We start from the raw sequence: 22,952 nt of genomic DNA, 5'->3' as shown, positions 1-22,952 counted from the left end.
TACACAGTGCATGACTTTGGCAGATTAAGACATCGTATTTGGATAGCGCTGAACGAATCACGTGTTGACTCGCTAAAGAAGTTCTTCGTGACAGTTCTTCCTACGGGAGGTCTCAGTTATACCGATAATCTCTTAGGAGTTGCCATTTATAGCTAGCCCAAAAAATTATAACCCCCTTATGCTGAGGTATATAAAATCACTACAATACCAGAGCGTAAGGAGGTAATTTAAAGTTAAATACGTTAATCTGTGAAACAGTTAGTCCTGGTCGTCTGTATTATCCGTGATACTTTTTTCAACCATTTGATCAATCAAACGCGGTTCGCCTTGCACATCATCGGTGTATGTTGTATTTTTGGGATCTATAAAATCGGATGGACTATCAGATGTCCCGAATTCCGCCACTTCGTCAAAACTGTTTTCATAGTCAATTGCTGTTGGATCTTGAGTACTTTCAAAAGGATTTTCCATTTCATTTAAAGTCACGTCTTCCTCTACAGATTGTTCGACCAGTTCGGCGTGTTCTATACAGAAGGTTGTATAAGGAACGGTTAACAGTCGCTCGTAGGGAATGTCATTTTGACACACTTCACACTTACCGTAACTTCCATCAGCCATCGCTTTTAGAGCTATGTCAATTTTACGGATATCAGATTCTGCATGTTCATTTAACACTCTATTTTTCTCTATGTCGAATAGAGCTGTCCCCATGTCAGCAGGATGGTTATCGTACATTGAAAGCTCACCTGACGTTTCTTTAATGCTTTCTTTCTGACTCGTCGTTTCTTCAACCTTCATTGATTGTTCTTTCATTTCCACTAACTCGGTTTTTAAATGTTGTTTTTGTTTATCGTTTAACACTACATCACAACCTTTTAGTATTTTTAAGTAGTATGTCCAATCGGGCTCGTTTCACTATATTGTGTAGTTTCCTTTATTCGGGATATATTAAACATGATTAAAAAAAGAAAACCTGTTTAGAGGCTGAAGCTTCTAAACAGGTTTTCGTTATGAAAATAAATAACCGAATAAAATGCCAATACCGAGTAATAAACCGAATACTGTATTTGTTACGGCTGTTTCTTTCATAGCAGGCATAACTTGTAGTGGTTGTGTGTACTTCCTAAATGTTGTAATTGCCTTGATAGGTTTACGAACACTCAGTAAAACGAGTATAGCCCAAAATGTTAATTGGCCAAACAGGACAAGGCCGATTATCCAGACATAAGAAATTAGGAAAAACAACATTAAAATTGTAATGGCATTGGCACGTCCTACAAGAATGGCCAATGTTTTTCTACCGCTTCTTTTGTCGCCTTCTAAATCACGAATATTATTCGACATCATGATTGCGGCGACTAAAAGCATACTCGGTATTGATAATAGGATCGCATGTCCTGTCACCGTGCCTGTTTGGATATAAAAGGCGATTAGAATTAACAGCATGCCCATTACAACACCCGATACAAGCTCGCCAAAGGGCGTATACGCGATTGGATAAGGGCCTCCAGTATAATAGTAGCCAATAAGCATAGAGACGATACCGACTACTGCAAGTAACCAAGATGTTTGTATACATATGTATATTCCGATAAGAACTGAAATGCCATAAAGTAAGAAGGCAAGGTTGAGGACTGTTTTCGGTTTAACACCATTTCGTACAATGGCTCCACCAATTCCAATGGATTCCTCAGTATCCAGGCCTCTTTTAAAATCGTAGTATTCATTAAACATATTCGTTGCCATTTGAATTAAAATGCTTGCGATTAGCAGGGCTAAAAATAGCGGAATATGTAGCGGGCCATTGCCGTATGTTAACGCAATCATTGTTCCAAGAAACACGGGGGCAAAAGCGGCTGTCAATGTATGTGGACGTGTTAGTTGCCACCAAATGCGCCAACCTTCATCGGCTTTTATAGTTTGCTGCAAGATAATTCTCTCCTTAAGTATATAATGCATCATATTTATTATACTTCAAAAAAGATGTGATGAACATGCCTAGCACTTATTTTCGTTGTGGATATGGTAGAATAGAAAGAGAGCCATTATGAAAGAAGGATGAAACTAATCCTTGGAGGGAAAATTTATGAGTCAGAAAATAACGATTCCTTGGCTAGAACAACCAGTAACCGAGGAAACTCATTTACGTTTTTTTACGGAAACAATTGAAGTTGGGCGTATTTCACCGCTAGCTTTTTTAGAGGCGGGTCAAACGCGCTATTCGGAAGAACATTTTTATTGGCAAAATGCAAACCAAACCTTGACAATTGTTGGTTTGGGACATGCCGAAGTTTTACAAAGTAATTGTGTAGAAGAACGGTTTTCAGATATCAAAAAACGATGGAGAGAAATATGCGATGGACTGATTAAGGAAGAAAAGGATAAAGCACCTGTATTGTTCGGTGGCTTTTCATTTGATCCTAAAAATGCTCGAGAGTCTGAATGGGCAAAGTTTCCTAGTGCTTATTTTGTATTGCCGTCATTTCAATTAATGACAAAAAATGGTCGTACATATATTTTAATAAATTTAGTTACAACAAATTATCATGCAGCAGAAGAGTTTGAAAAGTTACGAGTAGAACGAGATCAGCTTATACATAAGGCTCAGCTTAATGGATTCGTACCTGCTTCAAAACCAACTGTTGAATCTGTAGACGAGATAGAAAAAGAACGCTATAAGCAAGCAGTTCAAAATGTAACGTCACAAATTCAAAAAGGCGAGGCAGATAAAGTAGTCGTTGCACGTTCTGTGAAATTAAACTTTAAAGAACCGGTTTCAAGCGTTACTGCACTTCATCATATTGCCAATGAACAACAAGAAAGTTACCATTTTGGTTTGCAAAAAGGGGAGCAACTATTTTTTGGTGCAACACCTGAGAGATTAATTGAAATTGAGGATGGACAAGCTTACTCAGCTTGTGTTGCCGGATCGATTAAACGGGGTGAAACAGCAGAGGAAGATCGATTATTGGGGGAAGAATTGCTGACTGATCGTAAAAATAGAGATGAACATCAGTATGTCGTCGATATGATTTCAACCGTATTCAATGAGTTCTGTACTAATAATTCAATACCGCAAGAACCAAAGCTCATGAAGATACGAGATATTCAACATCTATTTACGCCTGTGCAGGCATCAGTAGATAAAGAGAAAAGTATATTTGAGTTTGTTCAGGCACTTCATCCGACACCAGCACTGGGCGGAGTTCCGACTAATAAATCGATGGATATTATTAGAGAAGAAGAACAGATGGACCGTGGCTATTACGCCGCGCCAATTGGTTGGACTGACACAGAAGGAAACGGAGAATTTGCGGTTGCCATTCGTTCGGCCTTATTAGAAGAAGAACAAGCATACTTATATGCAGGCGGCGGAATCGTAGCAAATTCAGAAGTTGAAAAAGAGTATGACGAAACATGGATAAAATTCAGACCAGTTTTACGTGCACTCGGAGGAAAATTATATGATAAATAAAAGCATTTTAACAAATTATGTAGGACGCATCACAAGTGCATTAAAAAATGCCGGTGTTCAATCGGTTGTTATTAGTCCCGGCTCACGTTCAACGCCACTTGCATATGCATTTGCTTTATCCAAATCATTTAATGTCTATACGCAAATTGATGAGCGTTCAGCAGGCTTTTTTGCACTTGGGTTAGCGAAAGCCTCAAGGATGCCTGTTGTACTTCTTTGTACGTCTGGAACAGCTGCATCTAACTATTTTCCAGCGATTACTGAGGCTCATTATGCGCGGATTCCACTGATTGCGATTACAGCGGATCGTCCGCATGAACTAAGGGAAGTTGGAGCGCCACAAGCAATCGACCAAATACGACTTTACGGGGAACATGTGAAACTCAGTGTAGATTTTCCCTTAGCTGAAAATAATGCGGACATCAATGATTATATTGAACGGAATGTACAGCGCACTGTGTCTGTGGCGTTAACTGAACCGATGGGACCTATTCATTTAAATATACCGTTCAGGGAACCGCTTCTTATCGATATGGATATGGAACTACCAACATTGTCCTTCAAAAAATATTTTAAGGCGAAACCAACATTAGACTCAGCTTCTACACGTCAAATTGAAACGATTTTGGAGGCATCCGAACAAGGGATTATTATTGTCGGGGAGTTAACGGAGCATCTCGATAAAGCGTCATTCTGGGCCTTTGCAAAGGCGTTAAATTGGCCAGTGTTATGTGACCCGTTGTCTAATCTTCGGACTGAAATTCCAGAAGATTGTATCGATCTATGTATCGACCAATATGATGCGCTATTAAAAAGTGAACAATTTGGCCAATCTGTACTTCCTGAAACAGTCATACGATTCGGAGCACAGCCAGTTTCTAAGCCGCTGTCACTTTATTTGAAAAATCATCGTCCAGCTAATTATTTTGTCGTTGATGAGGATCCACAGTTCAGAGACTCTTTGGGGGTAGTGACCCACCATATTCAATCGCCTACAGAAGCTGTACTCCAAGTGAATGTAGAAAAAGAACGACACACTTATACAAATCGATGGATTGAAGCAAATGAGTTGCTATCGTCCATGCTTGATGAATATGCGCCAACTGCTAATGATGAAGGAACATACGCACATGTATTATTTGAACATTTACCGAACAGTGTCGATTTAATTAGTGGAAGCAGTATGCCCATTCGTGATGTCGATACATTTTTCAGAAAGACAAAGCGAGACATTCAAATCTTTGCTAACCGTGGAACAAATGGGATAGACGGCGTTGTTTCGACGGCGCTCGGCATTCAAGCCAATCGTCAGCGCCCGGCTTGGTTATTAATTGGCGACTTATCCTTCTTACATGACGTAAACGGATTAATTGCGTCAAGATTCCATGAGACTGATTTAACGATTGTCATCATGAATAACGATGGAGGTGGGATATTTTCATTTCTACCGCAGGCTGCAGTAGAATCTCATTTCGAAGATCTTTTCGGGACACCGACTGGATTAACATTTGAGCATATTGCCGCAATGTACGGAGCGCAGTATAAATCTATCTCAACAGTAGAAGCGTTTAAAGATGAATTGGTAAGAAAAAAAGAAAAGCCGCTTCGTATTATTGAAGTCTTTACAAATCGCCAAGAAAACGTGGAAGCACATCGTGAGTTGTGGAATAAAATGGTGAAAAGGTTGGAAAACGGTGATTGAACAAAATATAATGGTTCGTGGACAACAAATGCATGTAAAGATGACAGGTGCTGACACTTTACCTATTATTATCTTTTTACATGGTTTCACAGGTACTTCCTCGACATGGATAGAAGTGATGGAAAGTCTTGAAGGCAGCTTTAAAATGATCGCTATTGACTTGACTGGGCATGGTAAAACTGATGCGCCAGCAGAACCTAATCGGTACGCGATGGAAGAGCAAGTGGAAGATTTAGCAGCATTATTTTCAACATTAAATTTGAAGGCTTTTTCGCTTGTTGGTTATTCAATGGGAGGGCGTATTGCGCTTGCTTATACTGAAAAATATCCTGAACATGTCCATACATTAATACTCGAAAGCGCATCGCCTGGGTTGAAAACGGAGCAAGAACGCCAAGCGAGAAGAGAGGCGGATTTAAAACTTGCTCGTCGAATAAAAAAACAAGGCATAGAACAATTTGTTTCGTTTTGGGAGAATATTCCATTGTTTGAATCACAAAAACAAATGTCGATAGAATGCCAACAAAAAGTGAGAATGGAGCGACTTTCCCAAAGAGAGTTGGGGCTATCTAATAGTTTGATTGGAATAGGTACAGGAAACCAACCATCTTTTTGGGAAAAGCTTCGCACGTTACGTCTCCCAGTCTTACTTATTACAGGGGAAATCGACAATAAATTTGTTAATATTGCCCGGGAAATGAATGTGCTCATACCAAAAGCGATTCATAGAACAGTAAAAAATGCTGGACATGCAATTCATGTGGAAAAACCTACTTTATTTGCTACAATGGTAGGGGAACATGTAAAAAAACAGAAGATTTAGGGAGGAATTAATTTGACGCGTCAATGGGAAACAATTCGTACATATGAAGATATTAAGTATGAAAAATACAATGGTATTGCAAAAGTTACGATTAACCGTCCAGAAGTTCGAAATGCATTTCGTCCAAAAACAGTGATGGAATTGATCGATGCATTTTCACGTGCACGTGATGATGACAGTATCGGCGTTATCGTTCTAACAGGTGAAGGAGAAAAAGCATTTTGTTCGGGCGGTGACCAATCAGTTCGTGGTCATGGTGGTTACGTTGGAGAAGACGAAATTCCACGTCTGAACGTACTTGATTTACAGCGTTTAATCCGTGTGATTCCAAAGCCAGTTGTAGCGATGGTTGCAGGTTATGCAATTGGTGGCGGACACGTTCTTCACGTTGTTTGTGACTTAACGATTGCTGCAGATAACGCGATATTTGGTCAAACGGGACCTAAAGTTGGTTCATTTGATGCGGGTTATGGCTCTGGCTATTTAGCGCGCATTATTGGCCATAAAAAAGCGCGTGAAATTTGGTACTTATGCCGTCAATACAATGCTGAGGAAGCACTTGACATGGGCTTAGTTAACACGGTCGTTCCTTACGAGCAGCTAGAAGATGAAACGGTTCAATGGTGTGAAGAAATGCTCGAGAAGAGCCCAACAGCCCTTCGTTTTGTCAAAGCAGCAATGAATGCTGACACAGACGGTCTAGCTGGTTTACAGCAAATGGCTGGAGATGCAACATTACTTTATTACACAACAGACGAAGCAAAAGAAGGTCGAGATGCGTTTAAAGAAAAACGTAAACCGGACTTTGGACAATTCCCACGCTTCCCTTAATTTATGATCATAAAAGCTGCCTGCTTGTCGGGCAGCTTTTTCTAACTTAAGGTAGCAATGCGAGTCTTACATAGCTTACTTAAATTAATTTTGCCGTCAACTATACTTTCAATGAAAGGTGATTTGACTATGATACCTAATTGGCTTATGCAGCGAGTTTATTTAACGCCAAATAAAATTGCGCTCTCTTATGAGAAAGAGTCTTGGACATTTAAACAATTACATCAAGTGTCCACGCGCTACGCACGACAGCTTAAAACGAATCAACTACAGTCCGGTGACCGAATTGCTTTGCTCGGTGCATCGAATGTTGAGATGATCTTTATAATTCACGCTTGTCTACTTGCAGGAATTGAAATTGTCATGTTAAATAACCGATTGACAGACCTAGAAATCGCTTGGCAAATAGAAGATGCTGAAGTGAAAGCAGTGCTATTTGCAGATGAGTTTGAAGCGAAAGTAAAAAGTAATAAAATGGATAAAATATCATTTTCAACAGTTACTCAAAGTGTAGAAAGTCCATTTGAAATAGAGGAAAACTGGTCGCCCGATCGAACGATTACGATTATGTATACGTCTGGTACAACAGGATTTCCAAAGGGCGTCCGCCAAACGGTAAATAACCATACATCAAGTGCACTTTCATCCGTTTTAAATCTTGGACTTGAAGAGAATGATGTCTGGCTCTGTACAATGCCGTTATTTCACATTAGTGGTTTTTCGATATTAGTTCGATCCGTTTTATATGGTATGGAAGTTCGATTATACGAGAAATTTGACGCAAAAAAAATTGCGAGAGAAATCTATGAAGGAACGATCACACGAATGTCGGTCGTTTCGGTTATGTTAAACCAAATACTTCTAGAACTTGAGCGACAAGAAAAAAAGGCGCATGCCTCATTTAAAACAATGCTTGCTGGTGGCGGTTCAATTCCGATTGATTATTTAAAGCGCGCGAATGCATGCCGTATCCCAATCCTTCAAACGTATGGAATGACAGAAACAAGTTCACAAACTGCAACACTTTCTGCAAATGATGCTTTACGTAAAATTGGATCAGCAGGAAAACCTCTTTTCTTCAATCAAATTAAAATAAATGGTGCTACGAGGGCAAATGAGCACGGTGAAGTATTCATTCGGGGTCCTCATGTAACACCAGGATATATTGGAAGGTTTCAAGAAAATAGTCCGCTTATAGACGGCTGGCTTCCGACTGGTGATATCGGTTATTTAGATGAAGAAGGATATTTATATATCGTCGATAGACGATCTGATTTAATCATTTCAGGCGGGGAAAATATTTACCCAGCTGAAATTGAAAACGTACTCGCCGCTCATCCAAAAGTGCGAGAAGTCGGTGTTTGTGGAAAAGAACATCCAAAATGGGGGCAAACTCCAGTTGCTTTTGTTGTCGTATATGAAAAAATCGAGGCAGAGGAACTCATGAAATATTGTGAGGAACAACTTGCAAAATACAAAGTGCCATCCGAGATTATTTTTATAGAATCATTACCTCGTAATGCATCAAATAAACTGTTAAGACGGGAGTTAAAACAATGGTTGCCTCAACAATAAAAGAAATCCGTCTACATCGTCTATCGATTCCTTTGAAAAATTCATTTTTGACACATTTACAAAGTGTACAAGAAAGAGAAAGCATTGTGTTAGAAATGGTTGAGGAAACAGGTTCAATTGGGTTAGGTGAATGCATAGCTTTTTCCTCACCTTGGTATACGGAAGAGACTGTACAAACTTGTTGGGATGCATTAGAAAATTGGCTCGTTCCATCTATTCTAAATCAACAAATGACACATCCATCTACATTCCTAAATCTTATGAAACATGTAAAAGGGAATCGTATGGCGAAAGCGGCCATTGATTTAGCAGCTTGGGATTTATTCTCCAAAAGAAAAAATGTACCGTTATGGCAAGGTATCGGTGGCGTGCGAAAGGAAATTGATGCTGGTATTGTACTAACTGGCGCAATTAATGAAAGCATGTATGAGCAAGTAGAGCGAGCCATGCAAACAGGGTACAAAAGAGTGAAATTGAAGATTGATGAGACAACAGATCCGAAAGCGCTTGAAAATTTGATTCGATTTTATCCTTCTATCTTATTTTTTGGAGATGCCAATGGGTTATTTTCTAAACTTGGCTTAAACGCCTTACAATCGTTTGATCATGTTGGATTAACTTTAATTGAACAACCTTTTGGAGAGGATGAGTGGGCACTTCATCATCAAGCGAGTAGACGAATGAAAACGCCAATTGCTTTGGATGAAAGTATTCGTTCTGTGGCGGATGTAGAACGGATGATTGAGGCCAAAGCTGGCAAGATAATCGTATTAAAACCTGGGCGTGTCGGCGGGATAAGTGAAGCAATTCAAATTCATGACTTGGCTGTTCAGCATCGTATTCCAGTATGGATTGGCGGGATGATTGAACTAGGCATATCAAAAGCACATAATTTAGCACTTGCTTCACTTTCCCAAATGACGTTACCTGGTGATTTTAGTGCGTCTAATTATTTTTGGCATGAAGACATTGTCAACCCAACAATTGATGTAATTAATGGCACTATAACCTTATCGGAAAAGCCAGGTATTGGTTATGACATTGATTCAAAGAACATCAAAAAGTTTCGGATAGATTTTCGTGTTTTAACGTAAAAAAGGCGGCCTTTTCACTTGGCCGCCTTTCATTACTCTCCGCCTAATGCTTTTCTTAACACTTCAATATTCCGTTCCATTAACGTAAAATAATTTTCTCTATTTTTTATGTCTTCCGTCGTTAACACACCCAAGTTATGCATAGTGAGTGATTCGGCACCAATTTCTTTTCGAATGACGTCTGTTAATTTAGAAGAGACATTTTGTTCAAATAAGACGTATTGGATATTTTGTTCTTTCGCATATTCAACTAATTGTGCGAGCTGCTTTTGGGAAGGTTCACTTTGTGAGTTTAAACCTGCGACAGCGACTTGTTCAAGTCCGTATGTATCTGCAATATAACCAAAAGCTGCATGAGAAACGAAGAACGTCTTCGTCGGTACTTCGGAAGTCATTTGAATAAATTCTCGATCGAGTTTTAACAAATCATCGCGCAACGATTCAAAGTTTTCTTCGAATTGTTCTTTGTTTTCTGGTGAAACTTCCACTAACGCTTCTTTTACGGAAAATGCAAGCGCATCGCTTAATACAGGCGAAATCCAAACATGTGGATCAAACTCGCCGTGATCATGGTGATTATCCCCGTGCTCGTCATCATGGTCATGAGTATCACCTAACATGTCTTCCGTAATTGAATCAGCGGTGGCTACCATTTTGACATGCTCATTTTTTAATGTTTTTTCGGCATTTTCTACAAAACCTTCAAGACCTAACCCGATATAGAAAAACAAATCAGCATCTGCCAAAGCGATCATATCTTTTTGAGTTGGATCAAATGTATGCTCGTCAGAACCAGGTGGATATATCGTTTTAACAGTAACGGCATCTCCACCAATTCTTTCAGCAAAATATTGTAGTGGATAAACAGTTGTGTAAATTTGTACTGTGTCGTGATCTTCAATTTTTTTATTATTTGTACAACCAGCTATTACAAAAACAAATAATAAGGAAACGATGAAGAGTGTTTTCTTGTACATAAAATTCCTCCGTCTTTTTTAAATAGTAATGATTACGATTTAGAGTTTTAACTTTTTTATCATACAAGAAACAATAGTATTTGGCAACTAAAATGGAGTAAATTTTTGTTGAAATAAAAAAGCTCAGCAAACATGCTGAACTTTAAAGTTTATCCTTTGAGTTTTTGTCCGGAACGGGATCATAGCCACCTTCGTGAAAAGGATGGCATTTTGAAATACGGCGCGCTGCAAGCCAGGAGCCTTTTAATGCACCATGTGTTTCAATGGCCTCGAATCCATATTGTGAACAAGTTGGATGGAAACGACAGGTTGGGGGCGTTAATGGTGAAATCGCTTTTTGATAAAATTTAATGATAGAAAGTAATATTTTTTTCATAACAGAATCTCCTAATTGCTACATATATGTTTATTGTATGTCTAGTTGTGGTAAATTAACAGTGGGACGAATTAGAACTGATGAAAGGGTTGGTTTTGATGTCAAAAGATTTAATTGCTGAAATGAATACACAAGTATCTACATGGTCAGTTATGTATACGAAACTGCATAATTACCACTGGTACGTAAAAGGACACCAATTTTTCACTTTGCATGAGAAGTTTGAAGAACTTTATAATGAAGCAACTGCACATATGGATGAAATTGCTGAAAGAATTTTAACATTAGGTGGTAATCCAGTTGCAACACTTAAGGAACATCTAGAACAATCCGTTGTAAAAGAAGCTACTGGCAATGAAAATGCAGATGAAATGGTAAGAACAATTGCAAATGACTTTGGCGAGATTATGAATTCATTAAAGAAAGGTATGGATTTAGCTGCTGACGCAGGTGACGATATGACTGAGGATTTACTAAACGCGACATATCAAAGTATTGAAAAGCACCAGTGGATGCTCAATGCCTTCCTAGGAGAAGACAATCGTTAAGTTTCCCCTTCAAAAAAATTTTAAAATGTCGCTAGTATGTAGGAAGGGAGGTATGGGTTAATGGAGTTAAGTTCCATCATGGCCAGTCAATTGAGAAGTTTGCAATCGACTGTCCAAATGAGCGTTTTGAATCAATCACTACAACTGAACACTTCTGCAGCCGCTGAAATGTTAGCAAGCCTACCAAAAGATGCGAGTATTGCCCATCCTCATAAAGGTGCTGCAATCGATGTAAAAGTTTGAATAAAAACATGCGTGTCTAAATGACATGCATGTTTTTATTTTTTACGGACAGTCTAAAATAAAAAGGATGAAGACGATGCCGAAACGAAAGCTGTATATATCCGTCACGGATCAACGTGTATATCATTATCCAGACGATGCGCCGTGGGAATTCGAAATTGCGGTCGAACCAGAATTTGTACCAATTTTCCGTCGTTTATTTGAACAAGTGAATAGGCTTGAACGTAGAAACTTTTTACGCTCACATTTACCTTATGTTCCGTATCATTATGACAGCGATAATCACGATATTGATTTGCGAACAAAGAAAGTGTATGCGATTATCCATGAATTTTCCGATAAACCAACGAAACGCTTTATTGAGCAATTACCATATTTTCGTTGAATGAAGAAACGACCTTCGATACACTCAGTAGAGAAGGACGTGATGGAATGCTTGTTTTTCATGATAGTCAAGGTGGACATGTTGAGTTGTCATTTGGAAAGAATTGTTTCGAAGTACCAGCAAGACATGTCCTTGTCGTATTAAAACATGGAGAAAAATGGTTGTTAACAAAACATCGTACACGTGGAATTGAATTTCCAGGTGGCAAAGCAGAACTAGGGGAATCGCTTGAAGCTGCTGCCATTCGCGAAACATTTGAAGAAACGGGTGTAACGATATCTAATGTTCATCAATTTGCGGAATACCTTGTCCGAAGTAATATCACATTTTGTAAAGCTGTTTTTACTGGCGTAATTAACGAGATTGAAGAAAATCCAACTTTGCATGAAACTGAAGGAGCTATTTGGATGACGGATGAAGAGCTTGATGCATGTAAAACATTAAGTTTTCATATGAAGGATACAGGAATGACTGAATTACGGAGATGGGTGGAGACAAATGAAAGATAATGCAACAATTGAAAAGGTCCGAGTCTATCCGTCACCAAATCCGAATGTCAGATTACAAGAAATTACATATTGGTCTGACGGTTTAAAAGTGAAAGGTTTAATGGCGGAGCCCATTAAAGAAGGAAGATATGAAGGCATCGTTTATTTACGCGGTGGTATCCAACATGTTGGTATGGTAAGACCTTCTAGAATGGCACTTTTAGCTTCAAATGGATTTGTCGTATTTGCCCCTTATTATCGCGGCAATCGGGGCGGGGAAGGACGAGACGAATTTGCTGGAGATGATCGGTTAGATGCGGTGAATGCTGTAGATATATTAAAACAAAATCCTAAGGTAAGACGTAATCGTATTCATCTTTTCGCATTTTCACGCGGCGGGATTATGGCGCTATGGACAGCGGTTTTACGCGATGACATTACTTCTGTTGTTACATGGGCAGGCGTTTCCGATATTGTGTTTACATATAAAGAACGTAAAGATATGCGTAGAATGATGAAGAGAGTTATCGGTGGTACACCAAATAACCAAGCAGATGCCTATCGTGAACGCAATGTGCTAGATCGATTGAATGAACTGGAAGCCCCCGTACTCATTATTCATGGCATGCTCGATGCACATGTTTCGATTGAGCAGGCAAAAATTCTTGAAAATGCTTTACATGAAAATAATAAACAATATGAAACATGGTATTTCCCCGAATTCACACACCATATCCCACCCGTTCAAAATACAAAAATCGTGAAAGATTTATGCGATTGGATGAGAAGACAAGATTATTCAGAGGAAGTGTAACTAAAAGCAAAAGCCCACTAGTCAGAGATGACTGTGGGCTTTAAAAGTTTCATTATGCAATGGGTCCGCCTTTTGTTACAATATCCTCAGATACTGTTCCGAACTTTTTGAAGTTTTCATGGAATAATTGAGCAAGTTCTTTCGCTTTTTGATCATAAGCATCTTTATCTGCCCATGCATTACGCGGGTTTAGAACTTCAGTTGGAACACCTTCAATTGCTGTTGGCATTTGCAGACCGAATATTTCATTTGTTTCAGTTTCAACATTGTCTAATTTTCCAGCAAGTGCAGCACGTACCATTGCACGAGTGTATTTTAATTCCATACGGCTTCCAACGCCATATTCTCCACCAGTCCATCCTGTATTAACGAGGAAAACTTGTGCGCCGTGCTCATCGATTTTATTTCCAAGCATTTCTGCATAAACAGTTGCATGAAGTGGTAAGAATGGTGACCCGAAGCATGTTGAAAACGTTGCTTCTGGTGAAGTGATTCCACGCTCAGTACCTGCTAGCTTTGATGTGAAACCGCTTAAAAAATGGTACATCGCTTGTTCTTTCGTTAATTTTGAAATTGGTGGTAATACACCGAACGCATCTGCCGTTAAGAATACAATCGTATTTGGATGACCCGCAACCGATGGCGTTACAATATTATCGATATTATGAATCGGATAAGCAGCGCGTGTGTTTTCAGTTAATGAACCGTCATCATAATCTGGAATACGTGTTGTTTCATCAACAACGACGTTTTCTAATACAGAACCGAAACGAATTGCTCCAAAAATTTCAGGCTCTTTTTCTTCAGATAGATTGATACATTTTGCGTAGCATCCGCCTTCGATATTGAAGACACCGTTATCGGACCAGCCATGCTCATCATCGCCGACTAACTTACGATCTGCATCTGCAGAAAGCGTTGTCTTTCCTGTTCCAGAAAGCCCGAAGAATAAAGCAACATCACCGTCGTCACTGACGTTTGCAGAACAGTGCATTGGCATGATTCCTTTTTCAGGTAGCAAGTAGTTCATGACGGAGAAGATTGATTTCTTCATTTCACCTGCATATTCAGTTCCACCAATAAGTACAATGCGTTTTTCTAGGTTGACGATAATGAATGTTTCGGAATCTGTTCCATCAATTGCTGGGTCTGCTTTAAATGTAGGAGCAGATACAATTGTAAATTGTGCGTGGTGCTCTGCAAGTTCTTCCTCAGTAGGGCGAATAAATAACTGATGGACAAATAGGTTGTGCCATGCATATTCATTGACGACTTGAATTGATAACCGTGATGCTTGGTCAGCGCCTGCAAATCCTTTAAATACAAAAACTTCATCTTTTTCTTTTAGGTAGTTCACTACTTTGGTATAAAGTGAATCGAAAATTTCAGAAGAGATCGGACGGTTGACAGTACCCCAATCAATCTTCTCTTTAGAAGACGCTTCTTCAACGATGTATCTATCTTTTGGAGAACGTCCTGTATATTTACCTGTTTGTGCGCTAACTGCACCATCCGCAGTTAAAATCGCCTCTCCACGTGTTGTTGCCTTTTCAACTAATTGTGGCACAGAAAGTTGAAAGTTAATATTTTCACCAGATAGAAGTTCATTAAGTGAATCACTAGTTTTCGCTGAAATCATTATTGAGTACCGTCCTTTTCATATAGTCCCAAGTCATTGGGCAATTTATCTTTTATCTCACTAATTAGTATAACACAATTAAAATAATATACTATACTATTTAAAAGTCAACTATTATTCTACTCTTTTCAGAAATTTTGTTTTGTTAATGAATAACGTATCCTCTTAATAAATTAATATAGGAATTTGGACAAGGTTAATTTCCGTTCTGGGCGAACGTTTTTCTGGCTAAATTATTTCTCTAGAGCAGGCGTGAGCCCACAGGAAGAGCCCTCACGAAGAACGACTTACGAGGACGCACGAACAACAGATGCAACACGGTACTATTTATTGAAAAAATTTTAATTCTAATTTATTGAGAGAAACTTAATCATTAAATTAGATGAGGATAACACAATCAAATAGCCAACAATATTTGACTTCATACATCAATTTTCGTACAATATATCATTGAACGGATACTCTTATCCCGAGCTGGTGGAGGGGCAGTCCCTGTGAAACCCGGCAACCTGCAAATACTTAAAAAAGATTTTGCAAAGGTGCTAAACCTGATGCAAGGTGAAAATCCTTGGATGATAAGAGTGAAGGGTACTTATGAAATCATGCCTTTCCTCATGTATAGACGTGAGTGAAAGGCTTTTTTAAACTTTTGTCAGTGAAAATCTAGCCATTGTACATTCACATGGCCGGAAGAGTGTAATAAAATTTATTTTTAAATGAGCGAATCTGTTACTGACTAAGTGAAGCTTTCGGCAAAAGTATTGGCCGATGCAATTGATATACAATTACCCTTTATCCTCGTGTATAAAGCTCTTGGATGGACTATGCAAAACCATTCCCCTAATTATACTTTGGGGCTTAACATGGGAAAATGAGTACCGTATCAATCTCGTAGGATATAGGAGGAAATACAATGACAAATCGCCGACTGTTTACTTCAGAATCTGTAACAGAAGGTCATCCAGATAAAATGTGCGACCAAATATCGGATGCCATTTTAGATGCCATTTTAGAAAAAGATCCAAATGCACGTGTTGCATGCGAAACGACAATTACGACAGGACTCGTACTTGTAGCGGGTGAAATTACAACAACAACATATGTAGACATTCCAAAAGTTGTTCGTGAAACTGTAAAAGAAATCGGTTATACGAAAGCAAAATATGGTTTTGACTGGGAAACGTCTGCTGTGTTAACGGCAATTGATGAGCAATCAGCAGATATAGCTGCAGGGGTAGACAATGCACTTGAAGCACGTGATGGGTCAATGTCTGATGAAGATATTGAAGCGATTGGAGCAGGAGACCAAGGGTTAATGTTCGGTTACGCATGTAATGAAACACCGGAACTGATGCCACTTCCAATTAGTATGTCACATAAGCTTTCACATCAATTAGCGTCAGTTCGTAAAAATGGACAACTTGCATACTTACGTCCAGATGGTAAAACACAAGTAACAGTGGAATATGATGAAAATGACAAGCCGATTCGTATTGATACAATCGTTCTTTCTACACAGCATGATCCTGATGTTACGCTGGAACAAATCCAAGAAGATATTAAGCAATATGTGATTGAACCAGTTGTTCCTGCAGAATTAATTGACGAAGAGACGAAATTCTTCATTAATCCTACAGGACGTTTCGTAATTGGCGGTCCACAAGGGGATGCTGGACTTACTGGCCGTAAAATTATCGTCGACACATACGGCGGATATGCACGTCACGGTGGCGGAGCATTCTCTGGAAAGGACGCAACGAAAGTTGACCGTTCAGCTTCTTATGCAGCACGATATGTTGCGAAAAACATTGTAGCAGCCGGTCTTGCAGAAAGTTGTGAAGTGCAACTTGCTTATGCAATCGGCGTTGCACAACCTGTTTCAATTGCGATTAACACATTCGGAACAGGTAAAGTGGAGGAAAGTAAACTTGTTGAAGTCGTCCGTGAACTATTCGACCTTCGACCAGCAGGCATTATTAAAATGTTAGACCTCCGTCGCCCAATTTACAAAGCGACAGCAGCTTACGGACACTTTGGACGTACAGATGTTGAATTGCCTTGGGAACAAACGGATAAAGCAGAAGAATTAAAGAAGTTAATTAACGAATAATAATAAAAGCGTCAGAGAAGGAATACCCCTTTCTGACGCTTTTTTTAATTTAAGATTGGTGGATTTAAGTTCATTTCTAGTGCAATCCCTAACCAAATTTTACTCTACCATCACTTCTGCAAGCTTTTATAATACTGTCCTTTTTCTGCATACTCTCTAACAATTCTTTCCATATCTTTACGATCCGCGTCATTTACTTCCCGAACAACTTTTGCTGGGGAACCTAGAGCAAGCGTATGCGGCGGAATTTTCATCCCAGGTGGTACTAGGGCGCCAGCGCCGATAAATGCGCCTTCTCCTATTTCTGCACCGTCTAATATAATTGCGCCCATGCCGATTAGCGCACCTTTTTTAATCGTACAACTATGTAACGTAACTTGGTGCCCAATTATTGCGTCATCTTCAATGATGAGTGGTTTGTTTGGGCTTTGGTGAAGACAGCTTAAATCTTGAACGCTTACATTTTCACCGATGATGACTGGAGAAACGTCGCCGCGGATAACAGTGTTAAACCAAATGGAAGAATATGCACCAATTGTGACATCCCCGGTAATGGTTGCATAGTCTGCGACAAATACGGTTGGATCGATTTGAGGCATTTTATCTTTGTATGGATAAATCATTGACTATTCCTCTCTTCCTTATATAGTATATAATCAATCTTAACAAATAAAATAATAAACGATATAGAAACTTTATATTTTGAAGGAGTGATAGTCCATGTGGAAATGGGAAGCAGAAGGACATCCAAAAGCAGTTGTTGCAATTATTCACAACGCGTACGAGCATCATAGTCGGTATGCGTGGTTTATTCAGAAACTAAGAAGCAGCAACTTTCATGTCGTCATGGGTGATTTACCTGGACACGGTGTACAAGACGGCAGAACGATACATAATGAGAAGTTCGATACATATGTCAATTATGTGAAGAAGTTATTAGATGTCGGCATTGTAGATGGGCTACCTTTATTTGTGATTGGACATGGGCTTGGCGCGACTTTAATGATGCGCATTTTACAGACTGAGGATATTGTCTGTGCTGGCGTTGTACTAAGTTCACCGTGGCTTGCGTTAGAACATCAACCAGCTAAGTTTTCAACAGTGCTAACGAAATTATCGTCATCGATGAAAATTAATCATAATATTGAAATAGAATTATTAACAAGAAATACGGATATTTATTTAGAAGCCAAAAATGATAAACTATACAGTTCAACGGTAACCGCAGGGTGGTACCGGGAACTTCAGCAATTTATGAAAGCAGTCCAACAGTATAATGGAACAATACATGATATACCTGTTCTTATGCATACTGCAGGCGATGATAAAATCATTGATAGTCAAACTGCCAAGGCATGGTTGTTACGTCAGCAATTAACCGAATTTCAATATAAAGAATGGCCAAGACTTTTTCATGACCTCCATCAAGAACCTGAACGTGAAGAAGTGTTTCTTTATACAGAAGCCTTTATGCATACGACATTAAGATCACTTGGTTATGTTGTGTAAGGAGAGAAACAAGATGAAAAAAGATGCGGATTACTTTATTAAACATTTAGCACTTGAGCAACATCCAGAAGGCGGCTATTATAAAAGTTCTTTTACAGCCGATGAAACAATAGATGCATTTGGCACGACGAGGAAATTATATACAAATATATACTTCTTATTGAAATCAGGGGATGTTTCTCATTTTCACCGATTAAAATCTGACGAAGTGTGGTATTACCATGGTGGAAGTTCCTTAACAATTCATATCATAGATGAAGAAGGAAACTACCGCGAAGTAAAATTGGGATTAAATTTAGATGCAGGAGAACAGCCGCAAGCGATTGTACGGAAGAACAGTATTTTTGGTTCATCTGTTATGGAACCGGGTACCTTTTCACTTGTTGGCTGCATGGTTTCGCCTGGGTTTGATTTTGAAGACTTTGAACTGTTTACTCAGAAAGAATTACTTGCGCTCTATCCGAAATATGAATCAGTCATTCGAAAACTTGCCTATAAAAACCTGTAAAAGACTCAAGTTAAATTATTTTTCGCATATGCTAATATAAATCCAAACATTCTGGCGAATACTTTGGACAAATATGTTAAAGTAAAATAAAAAATCTCAGGATGGTGGAGAGGCATTTGAGCGAAAGAACGAAAAAGGAAATCTTATCTTGGATGAAGTCTGCCGCAATTGCATTGTTACTTGCCATACTCATCCGTCAATTTTTATATACACCGGTAACTGTATCTGGACAGTCAATGGAGCCTACGTTTGAAAATGACAATCGAGTGGTCATCACGAAAATTCATTCGATCGATCGCTTTGATATGATTGTGTTTCACTCACCAATTTCAGATGAAAATTTTATTAAGCGTGTCATCGGACTACCAGGGGATATTGTTGTGATGAAGGATGATCACTTGTACGTGAATGGCATAGAGTATGAGGAAGAATATGTTCAAGAAAACAAAGATAAAATTTATGAAGGACATCGACTGACGGAAAACTTTGAAGTCCGTGTACCTGCAGGGCATTATTTTGTTCTTGGAGATAATCGACAATATAGTATGGATAGCAGAATGCTTGGCCCTATTGAAAAACAAGCTATTATTGGAAAAGTTTCTTTTCGGATTTATCCTTTAAGTTCAATTGGTATTCCGAGGTAATAAATTGTATTAATAATAATCCTCTACGCTATGTGGTAGGGGATTTTTGCTGTTGTATGTTAAATTAAAGGGACAAGTATTTGAAGGAGTTATTAGCAATGAGTAATTTTTTTGAAAGAAAAAAGCAAGAACTTGGGATTAAACTGAATAAAGTGCAACAACAGGCTGTACTTGAAACAGAAGGACCGCTTCTACTACTCGCATGTCCTGGTTCTGGAAAAACGACAACGATGATTATGCGTATCGGGTATTTAATTGAAGAGAAAAATGTTTCACCGAGGCGGATTAAGGCGATCACATTCAGTCGTGCTTCCGCTGCAGATATGAAGGCTCGATTTGCTCGATTTTTTCCGGATATCCCGGCAGTTGATTTTTCAACAATCCATAGTTTAGCATTTACAATTACACGGACTTATTTAGATAAACTTGGGAAACGTTATGAGTTAATTGAGGGGCAAGGGACACATCAGTTCAATAAACAATCATTGCTGAAACGGCTTTATAAGGACGTATTAAAAGATGATTGTACAGATGATGAGCTTGCGACGCTTTCAACTTTTATTAGTTCGCTTAAGAATAAATTAATTCCAATTGAGCAGTGGGGAACGGTTACGCAACCTTTTCCAAAAGCTGGGGAAATTGCACAGAAATATGAGCAACATAAAACACGTCAAGCTGATTTTCTTTACGTGGACTTCGACGATATGCTTGTATTGGCAGAAAAAGCATTACGTACAGACGATGAACTGGCAGACCGATTTCGTGAACGTTATGATTATTTATTAACGGATGAAAGCCAAGATACATCCCTCGTGCAACATATGATTGTAGAGCATCTTGTGGCCTATCATGGCAATCTATGTGTCGTGGCGGATGATGACCAATCAATTTATACGTGGCGAGGCGCAGATCCAAATTACTTACTTGAGTTCAAAAAAGTTTATCCAGATGCAAAAATCCTGAAAATGGAACAAAATTATCGTTCATCAAAGGATATTGTAAATGCTTCAGCAACATTTATTAAGCGTAATCGAGACCGTTATCCAAAGGACATGTTTACAAAAAATGAAAAGTCTCGACCGATTCATTTAAAACAAGTGAGTGATCCGAAACAACAACTAGATTATGTTATTTATGAGTTGTTGAATGAGCAAAATTTAAATGAAGTTGCGATTTTATTTAGAAATAATGCTTCATCTACATTATATGTCAGTGAGTTACATCGACGTGGCATCCCATTTTATATGAAAGATGCCGATGATAGGTTTTTTAGCCATTGGATTATTGAAGATATTTTAAACTTTATGCGATTAAGTTTTAATGTAGAAAGAAAAGATATCTTCACAAAAATTATTATGAAGATGAATCTATTTGTTTCTCGAAATATGGTGACTCAATTTGAAAAGGCACAGACGTCTGGGAATGTATTTGATGCGTTTATTCGAACGGTGACACTTAAAAGTCGTCAAGTAAAAAAGCTTCAAGCATACAAAAAAGGCTATGTAATTATGCCAGAAATGCGACCGATGCGCGTCATTCAACTCATTCGAAACGATTTAGGGTATGAAGCCGCATTAAAAAGCAGAGCTGAAAAGTTTGGTTATCGTTTCGATCATATGAGCGACATATTAGATACACTCGAAAATATTGCAATGCCGCTTCGAACGATGGTGGAGTTTGCGGAGCGATTAAAAGAATTGGAGGAAGCCGTGCAAAATGCGAAATTTAATCCGCCTGAAAATGCTGTGACGTTATCGACTTTTCATAGCGCAAAGGGGTTAGAGTTCGAGAGAGTCTTTATGATTGATTTGCAAAAAGGCATTATTCCGTCTGAAGAAGATGAAAATGACAAGGCAACACTAGAAGAAGCGCGACGATTATTTTATGTGGGCATGACACGTGCCAAGCAAAGATTAGAACTGCTATCCTACCGTGAAGAGGACGGAAAGAAAAAGGAAGATTCACGATTTTTGAATGAAGTACGCGGGATTTTAACGAATGCAGCGCCGAAAGTTCACGCGAAAAAACAAGTGAAGTCACCTCCCGTAAAAAGCGGCGCGATTCCAATCAATCCAAAAGGAATACAAAATCGAAAAGACTTAGTCAATGGCGTAGAAGTCGTGCATAGAGTTTTTGGGAAAGGCACTATTTTAGAAGTAGAAGGTCAGAGACTTGTTATACAATTTAACAAAGAGCAAAAAGAGTTTGACATCGAAACGATTTTACAATATCGCCTATTAGAGTTGGTGTGAAAATGCAGAAATTAATTTGGATAGGAAGCGCAGGGATGGTTGGGGCAATCTTACGAACGTCAATCGGCCATTTGGTAGGAGAAGGAAGTAGTTTTCCGATCACTTTTACGGCCAATATGGTTGCGACGTGGTTATTATGTTTTTTTGCAGCAGGTGTTCTTGCTAAAATCATACATAATCCTCAAATTCGAGAGGCCATTACCGTAGGTTTTCTTGGTTCTTTTTCCACGTTTTCCGCATTGAGTATGGAGACGGTTTTACTTATTGAAAATGGCCAAATCGTAACGGCAGTAAGCTATGTTTTAGCCAGTGTCATTGGCGGAATTGCTGTTGGACTATTCGGCTTTCATTGCGGTAGAAAGCTGGTGTCTCCATGACGTTTCTAGATATTGTTGTCATTGGTTTAGGCGGATTTGTAGGTGCCATCCTTCGTTATCTATTATCCCAACGATTGAATGGAAATAATCCGTTTGGCACGTTACTCGTTAATTTATCAGGTTCGCTCCTCATCGGCATCATTTTTGGGTTTGGTTTGCCTAAATTATGGATGATGTTTCTCGTTTCTGGTTTTGCAGGCGCACTCACAACCTTTTCGACATTGCAAAAAGAAGTGATTGAACAGTGGCGAACTGGAAAGAAAAAACAAGCTGTGACGTATGCGTTCGTGACGTACGTTGTCGGTATTGCGCTTGCTATTTTAGGGTTTACTATGAGTAGATAAGCAAAAATGGGATGCAAAATCAGTTTCATAATATTCCAATTGTAGAATTAGAAGTTTCCCTCGTTAAATTGAAAAAAAATCAACTTGTAAAATTTGAAATGAAGTAGTATACTTACCTATTGTAAAATAAATATAATAAATTAAATATAAACGTATAACCTCTAGAATATGGCTGGAGGGTCTCTACCAGGAACCGAAAAATCCTGATTACAAAAAGATGTTATTTTTGTAATCAGGA

General features: G+C 38.8%; 24 protein-coding genes and 2 riboswitches. Of the genes, 18 read left to right on the top strand and 6 right to left on the bottom strand.

Annotation, left to right across the window (positions count from 1 at the left end; translation table 11 throughout):
* Window positions 1-258 precede the first annotated feature (258 nt).
* Window positions 259-861 (bottom strand): TraR/DksA C4-type zinc finger protein, encoded by a 603-nt coding sequence (locus AB1H92_RS12020; protein WP_115362628.1) that lies wholly within the window; start codon window positions 859-861, stop codon window positions 259-261.
* 147 nt (window positions 862-1,008) lie between these two features.
* A complete protein-coding gene (locus AB1H92_RS12015; protein ID WP_115362626.1) occupies window positions 1,009-1,929 on the bottom strand; it encodes a 1,4-dihydroxy-2-naphthoate polyprenyltransferase in 921 nt (306 codons plus the stop codon).
* Between the two features lie 157 nt (window positions 1,930-2,086).
* Between AB1H92_RS12015 and AB1H92_RS12010 the strand changes: the two genes are divergently transcribed.
* The 6 genes from AB1H92_RS12010 to menC all read left to right on the top strand — a co-directional run bounded on the left by AB1H92_RS12010 (window position 2,087) and on the right by menC (window position 9,500).
* The gene (locus tag AB1H92_RS12010; RefSeq protein ID WP_115362624.1) at window positions 2,087-3,475 is read left to right on the top strand and encodes an isochorismate synthase MenF; all 1,389 of its coding nucleotides are present in this window, start codon (window positions 2,087-2,089) and stop codon (window positions 3,473-3,475) included.
* Entirely contained in the window at window positions 3,465-5,177 is a 1,713-nt protein-coding gene (gene menD / locus AB1H92_RS12005; RefSeq protein ID WP_115362622.1) for a 2-succinyl-5-enolpyruvyl-6-hydroxy-3-cyclohexene-1-carboxylic-acid synthase, read from the top strand. The genes AB1H92_RS12010 and menD overlap by 11 nt, the downstream gene beginning before the upstream one ends.
* On the top strand, window positions 5,170-6,000 hold the full coding sequence (gene menH / locus AB1H92_RS12000; protein ID WP_311157250.1) for a 2-succinyl-6-hydroxy-2,4-cyclohexadiene-1-carboxylate synthase: 831 nt from the start codon (window positions 5,170-5,172) through the stop codon (window positions 5,998-6,000). Before menD ends, menH begins: the two co-directional genes overlap by 8 nt.
* Before the next feature lie 12 nt (window positions 6,001-6,012).
* Window positions 6,013-6,831: a 1,4-dihydroxy-2-naphthoyl-CoA synthase gene (gene menB, locus AB1H92_RS11995; protein WP_075527151.1), complete on the top strand. Its 819-nt coding sequence runs from the start codon at window positions 6,013-6,015 to the stop codon at window positions 6,829-6,831.
* 129 nt (window positions 6,832-6,960) lie between these two features.
* Window positions 6,961-8,406 carry an o-succinylbenzoate--CoA ligase gene (locus AB1H92_RS11990; RefSeq protein ID WP_115362621.1) on the top strand — a complete coding sequence of 482 codons (1,446 nt, stop codon included), beginning with the start codon at window positions 6,961-6,963 and terminating at the stop codon, window positions 8,404-8,406.
* A complete protein-coding gene (gene menC / locus AB1H92_RS11985; protein WP_115362619.1) occupies window positions 8,388-9,500 on the top strand; it encodes an o-succinylbenzoate synthase in 1,113 nt (370 codons plus the stop codon). The genes AB1H92_RS11990 and menC overlap by 19 nt, the downstream gene beginning before the upstream one ends.
* Window positions 9,501-9,532: 32 nt before the next feature.
* Here the strand turns inward: menC and AB1H92_RS11980 are convergent, their stop codons facing one another.
* Window positions 9,533-10,477 (bottom strand): metal ABC transporter substrate-binding protein, encoded by a 945-nt coding sequence (locus tag AB1H92_RS11980; RefSeq protein ID WP_115362617.1) that lies wholly within the window; start codon window positions 10,475-10,477, stop codon window positions 9,533-9,535.
* A gap of 142 nt (window positions 10,478-10,619) precedes the next feature.
* Complete coding sequence (gene yidD / locus AB1H92_RS11975) at window positions 10,620-10,853, bottom strand: membrane protein insertion efficiency factor YidD (protein ID WP_115362615.1); 234 nt, start codon at window positions 10,851-10,853, stop codon at window positions 10,620-10,622.
* Between the two features lie 98 nt (window positions 10,854-10,951).
* Here yidD and AB1H92_RS11970 point away from each other — a divergent pair, with 98 nt between their 5' ends.
* The 5 genes from AB1H92_RS11970 (at window position 10,952) to AB1H92_RS11950 (ending at window position 13,331) form a co-directional block, all read left to right on the top strand.
* Window positions 10,952-11,401, top strand: coding sequence for a Dps family protein (locus AB1H92_RS11970; protein WP_115362613.1), 450 nt, complete (start codon window positions 10,952-10,954; stop codon window positions 11,399-11,401).
* Window positions 11,402-11,461: 60 nt separating this feature from the next.
* Window positions 11,462-11,644 (top strand): putative motility protein, encoded by a 183-nt coding sequence (locus AB1H92_RS11965; RefSeq protein ID WP_115362611.1) that lies wholly within the window; start codon window positions 11,462-11,464, stop codon window positions 11,642-11,644.
* A gap of 76 nt (window positions 11,645-11,720) precedes the next feature.
* Window positions 11,721-12,029 carry a transposase gene (locus AB1H92_RS11960; RefSeq protein ID WP_243835684.1) on the top strand — a complete coding sequence of 103 codons (309 nt, stop codon included), beginning with the start codon at window positions 11,721-11,723 and terminating at the stop codon, window positions 12,027-12,029.
* A 47-nt stretch (window positions 12,030-12,076) separates the two neighbouring features.
* On the top strand, window positions 12,077-12,538 hold the full coding sequence (locus AB1H92_RS11955; RefSeq protein WP_115362609.1) for an NUDIX domain-containing protein: 462 nt from the start codon (window positions 12,077-12,079) through the stop codon (window positions 12,536-12,538).
* A complete protein-coding gene (locus AB1H92_RS11950; protein ID WP_115362607.1) occupies window positions 12,528-13,331 on the top strand; it encodes a S9 family peptidase in 804 nt (267 codons plus the stop codon). Before AB1H92_RS11955 ends, AB1H92_RS11950 begins: the two co-directional genes overlap by 11 nt.
* A gap of 52 nt (window positions 13,332-13,383) precedes the next feature.
* Here the strand turns inward: AB1H92_RS11950 and pckA are convergent, their stop codons facing one another.
* Complete coding sequence (pckA, locus tag AB1H92_RS11945) at window positions 13,384-14,970, bottom strand: phosphoenolpyruvate carboxykinase (ATP) (RefSeq protein WP_115362605.1); 1,587 nt, start codon at window positions 14,968-14,970, stop codon at window positions 13,384-13,386.
* A gap of 461 nt (window positions 14,971-15,431) precedes the next feature.
* Window positions 15,432-15,552, top strand: a riboswitch (SAM riboswitch).
* A 331-nt stretch (window positions 15,553-15,883) separates the two neighbouring features.
* Here pckA and metK point away from each other — a divergent pair.
* The gene (gene metK / locus AB1H92_RS11940) at window positions 15,884-17,080 is read left to right on the top strand and encodes a methionine adenosyltransferase (protein WP_115362603.1); all 1,197 of its coding nucleotides are present in this window, start codon (window positions 15,884-15,886) and stop codon (window positions 17,078-17,080) included.
* Window positions 17,081-17,190: 110 nt separating this feature from the next.
* Here metK and AB1H92_RS11935 read toward each other — a convergent pair whose 3' ends face one another.
* Entirely contained in the window at window positions 17,191-17,703 is a 513-nt protein-coding gene (locus AB1H92_RS11935; RefSeq protein ID WP_115362601.1) for a gamma carbonic anhydrase family protein, read from the bottom strand.
* Window positions 17,704-17,800: 97 nt separating this feature from the next.
* Here AB1H92_RS11935 and AB1H92_RS11930 point away from each other — a divergent pair, with 97 nt between their 5' ends.
* The 6 genes from AB1H92_RS11930 (at window position 17,801) to AB1H92_RS11905 (ending at window position 22,714) form a co-directional block, all read left to right on the top strand.
* Complete coding sequence (locus AB1H92_RS11930) at window positions 17,801-18,589, top strand: alpha/beta fold hydrolase (protein WP_115362599.1); 789 nt, start codon at window positions 17,801-17,803, stop codon at window positions 18,587-18,589.
* Between the two features lie 13 nt (window positions 18,590-18,602).
* Window positions 18,603-19,097, top strand: coding sequence for a cupin domain-containing protein (locus tag AB1H92_RS11925; protein WP_115362597.1), 495 nt, complete (start codon window positions 18,603-18,605; stop codon window positions 19,095-19,097).
* Window positions 19,098-19,213: 116 nt separating this feature from the next.
* Window positions 19,214-19,741 carry a signal peptidase I gene (gene lepB, locus AB1H92_RS11920; RefSeq protein WP_311157251.1) on the top strand — a complete coding sequence of 176 codons (528 nt, stop codon included), beginning with the start codon at window positions 19,214-19,216 and terminating at the stop codon, window positions 19,739-19,741.
* Window positions 19,742-19,839: 98 nt separating this feature from the next.
* A complete protein-coding gene (locus tag AB1H92_RS11915; protein WP_115362593.1) occupies window positions 19,840-21,993 on the top strand; it encodes an ATP-dependent helicase in 2,154 nt (717 codons plus the stop codon).
* A 2-nt stretch (window positions 21,994-21,995) separates the two neighbouring features.
* Complete coding sequence (locus AB1H92_RS11910; protein WP_115362591.1) at window positions 21,996-22,370, top strand: CrcB family protein; 375 nt, start codon at window positions 21,996-21,998, stop codon at window positions 22,368-22,370.
* A complete protein-coding gene (locus AB1H92_RS11905) occupies window positions 22,367-22,714 on the top strand; it encodes a CrcB family protein (protein ID WP_115362589.1) in 348 nt (115 codons plus the stop codon). The genes AB1H92_RS11910 and AB1H92_RS11905 overlap by 4 nt, the downstream gene beginning before the upstream one ends.
* 130 nt (window positions 22,715-22,844) lie before the next feature.
* Window positions 22,845-22,944: riboswitch (purine riboswitch) on the top strand.
* Window positions 22,945-22,952: the final 8 nt, after the last annotated feature.

The organism is Sporosarcina pasteurii (genome assembly GCF_041295575.1).
Lineage (GTDB): Bacteria > Bacillota > Bacilli > Bacillales_A > Planococcaceae > Sporosarcina > Sporosarcina pasteurii.
The sequence above is the reverse complement of the archived record's forward strand: the minus strand, read 5'-3'. Positions and strand labels throughout refer to the sequence as shown.

Coding starts and splice junctions, on each gene's coding strand:
- AB1H92_RS11980 (WP_115362617.1), bottom strand. CDS start 10,477: ATGTACAAGAAAACACTCTTCATCGTTTCCTTATTATTTGTTTTTGTA.
- AB1H92_RS11935 (WP_115362601.1), bottom strand. CDS start 17,703: ATGATTTATCCATACAAAGATAAAATGCCTCAAATCGATCCAACCGTA.
- AB1H92_RS11990 (WP_115362621.1), top strand. CDS start 6,961: ATGATACCTAATTGGCTTATGCAGCGAGTTTATTTAACGCCAAATAAA.
- yidD (WP_115362615.1), bottom strand. CDS start 10,853: ATGAAAAAAATATTACTTTCTATCATTAAATTTTATCAAAAAGCGATT.
- menD (WP_115362622.1), top strand. CDS start 3,465: ATGATAAATAAAAGCATTTTAACAAATTATGTAGGACGCATCACAAGT.
- AB1H92_RS11970 (WP_115362613.1), top strand. CDS start 10,952: ATGTCAAAAGATTTAATTGCTGAAATGAATACACAAGTATCTACATGG.
- AB1H92_RS11960 (WP_243835684.1), top strand. CDS start 11,721: ATGCCGAAACGAAAGCTGTATATATCCGTCACGGATCAACGTGTATAT.
- metK (WP_115362603.1), top strand. CDS start 15,884: ATGACAAATCGCCGACTGTTTACTTCAGAATCTGTAACAGAAGGTCAT.
- AB1H92_RS11910 (WP_115362591.1), top strand. CDS start 21,996: ATGCAGAAATTAATTTGGATAGGAAGCGCAGGGATGGTTGGGGCAATC.
- menC (WP_115362619.1), top strand. CDS start 8,388: ATGGTTGCCTCAACAATAAAAGAAATCCGTCTACATCGTCTATCGATT.
- AB1H92_RS11915 (WP_115362593.1), top strand. CDS start 19,840: ATGAGTAATTTTTTTGAAAGAAAAAAGCAAGAACTTGGGATTAAACTG.
- AB1H92_RS11950 (WP_115362607.1), top strand. CDS start 12,528: ATGAAAGATAATGCAACAATTGAAAAGGTCCGAGTCTATCCGTCACCA.
- AB1H92_RS11965 (WP_115362611.1), top strand. CDS start 11,462: ATGGAGTTAAGTTCCATCATGGCCAGTCAATTGAGAAGTTTGCAATCG.
- AB1H92_RS11955 (WP_115362609.1), top strand. CDS start 12,077: ATGCTTGTTTTTCATGATAGTCAAGGTGGACATGTTGAGTTGTCATTT.
- AB1H92_RS11925 (WP_115362597.1), top strand. CDS start 18,603: ATGAAAAAAGATGCGGATTACTTTATTAAACATTTAGCACTTGAGCAA.
- AB1H92_RS11930 (WP_115362599.1), top strand. CDS start 17,801: ATGTGGAAATGGGAAGCAGAAGGACATCCAAAAGCAGTTGTTGCAATT.
- pckA (WP_115362605.1), bottom strand. CDS start 14,970: ATGATTTCAGCGAAAACTAGTGATTCACTTAATGAACTTCTATCTGGT.
- AB1H92_RS12010 (WP_115362624.1), top strand. CDS start 2,087: ATGAGTCAGAAAATAACGATTCCTTGGCTAGAACAACCAGTAACCGAG.
- AB1H92_RS11905 (WP_115362589.1), top strand. CDS start 22,367: ATGACGTTTCTAGATATTGTTGTCATTGGTTTAGGCGGATTTGTAGGT.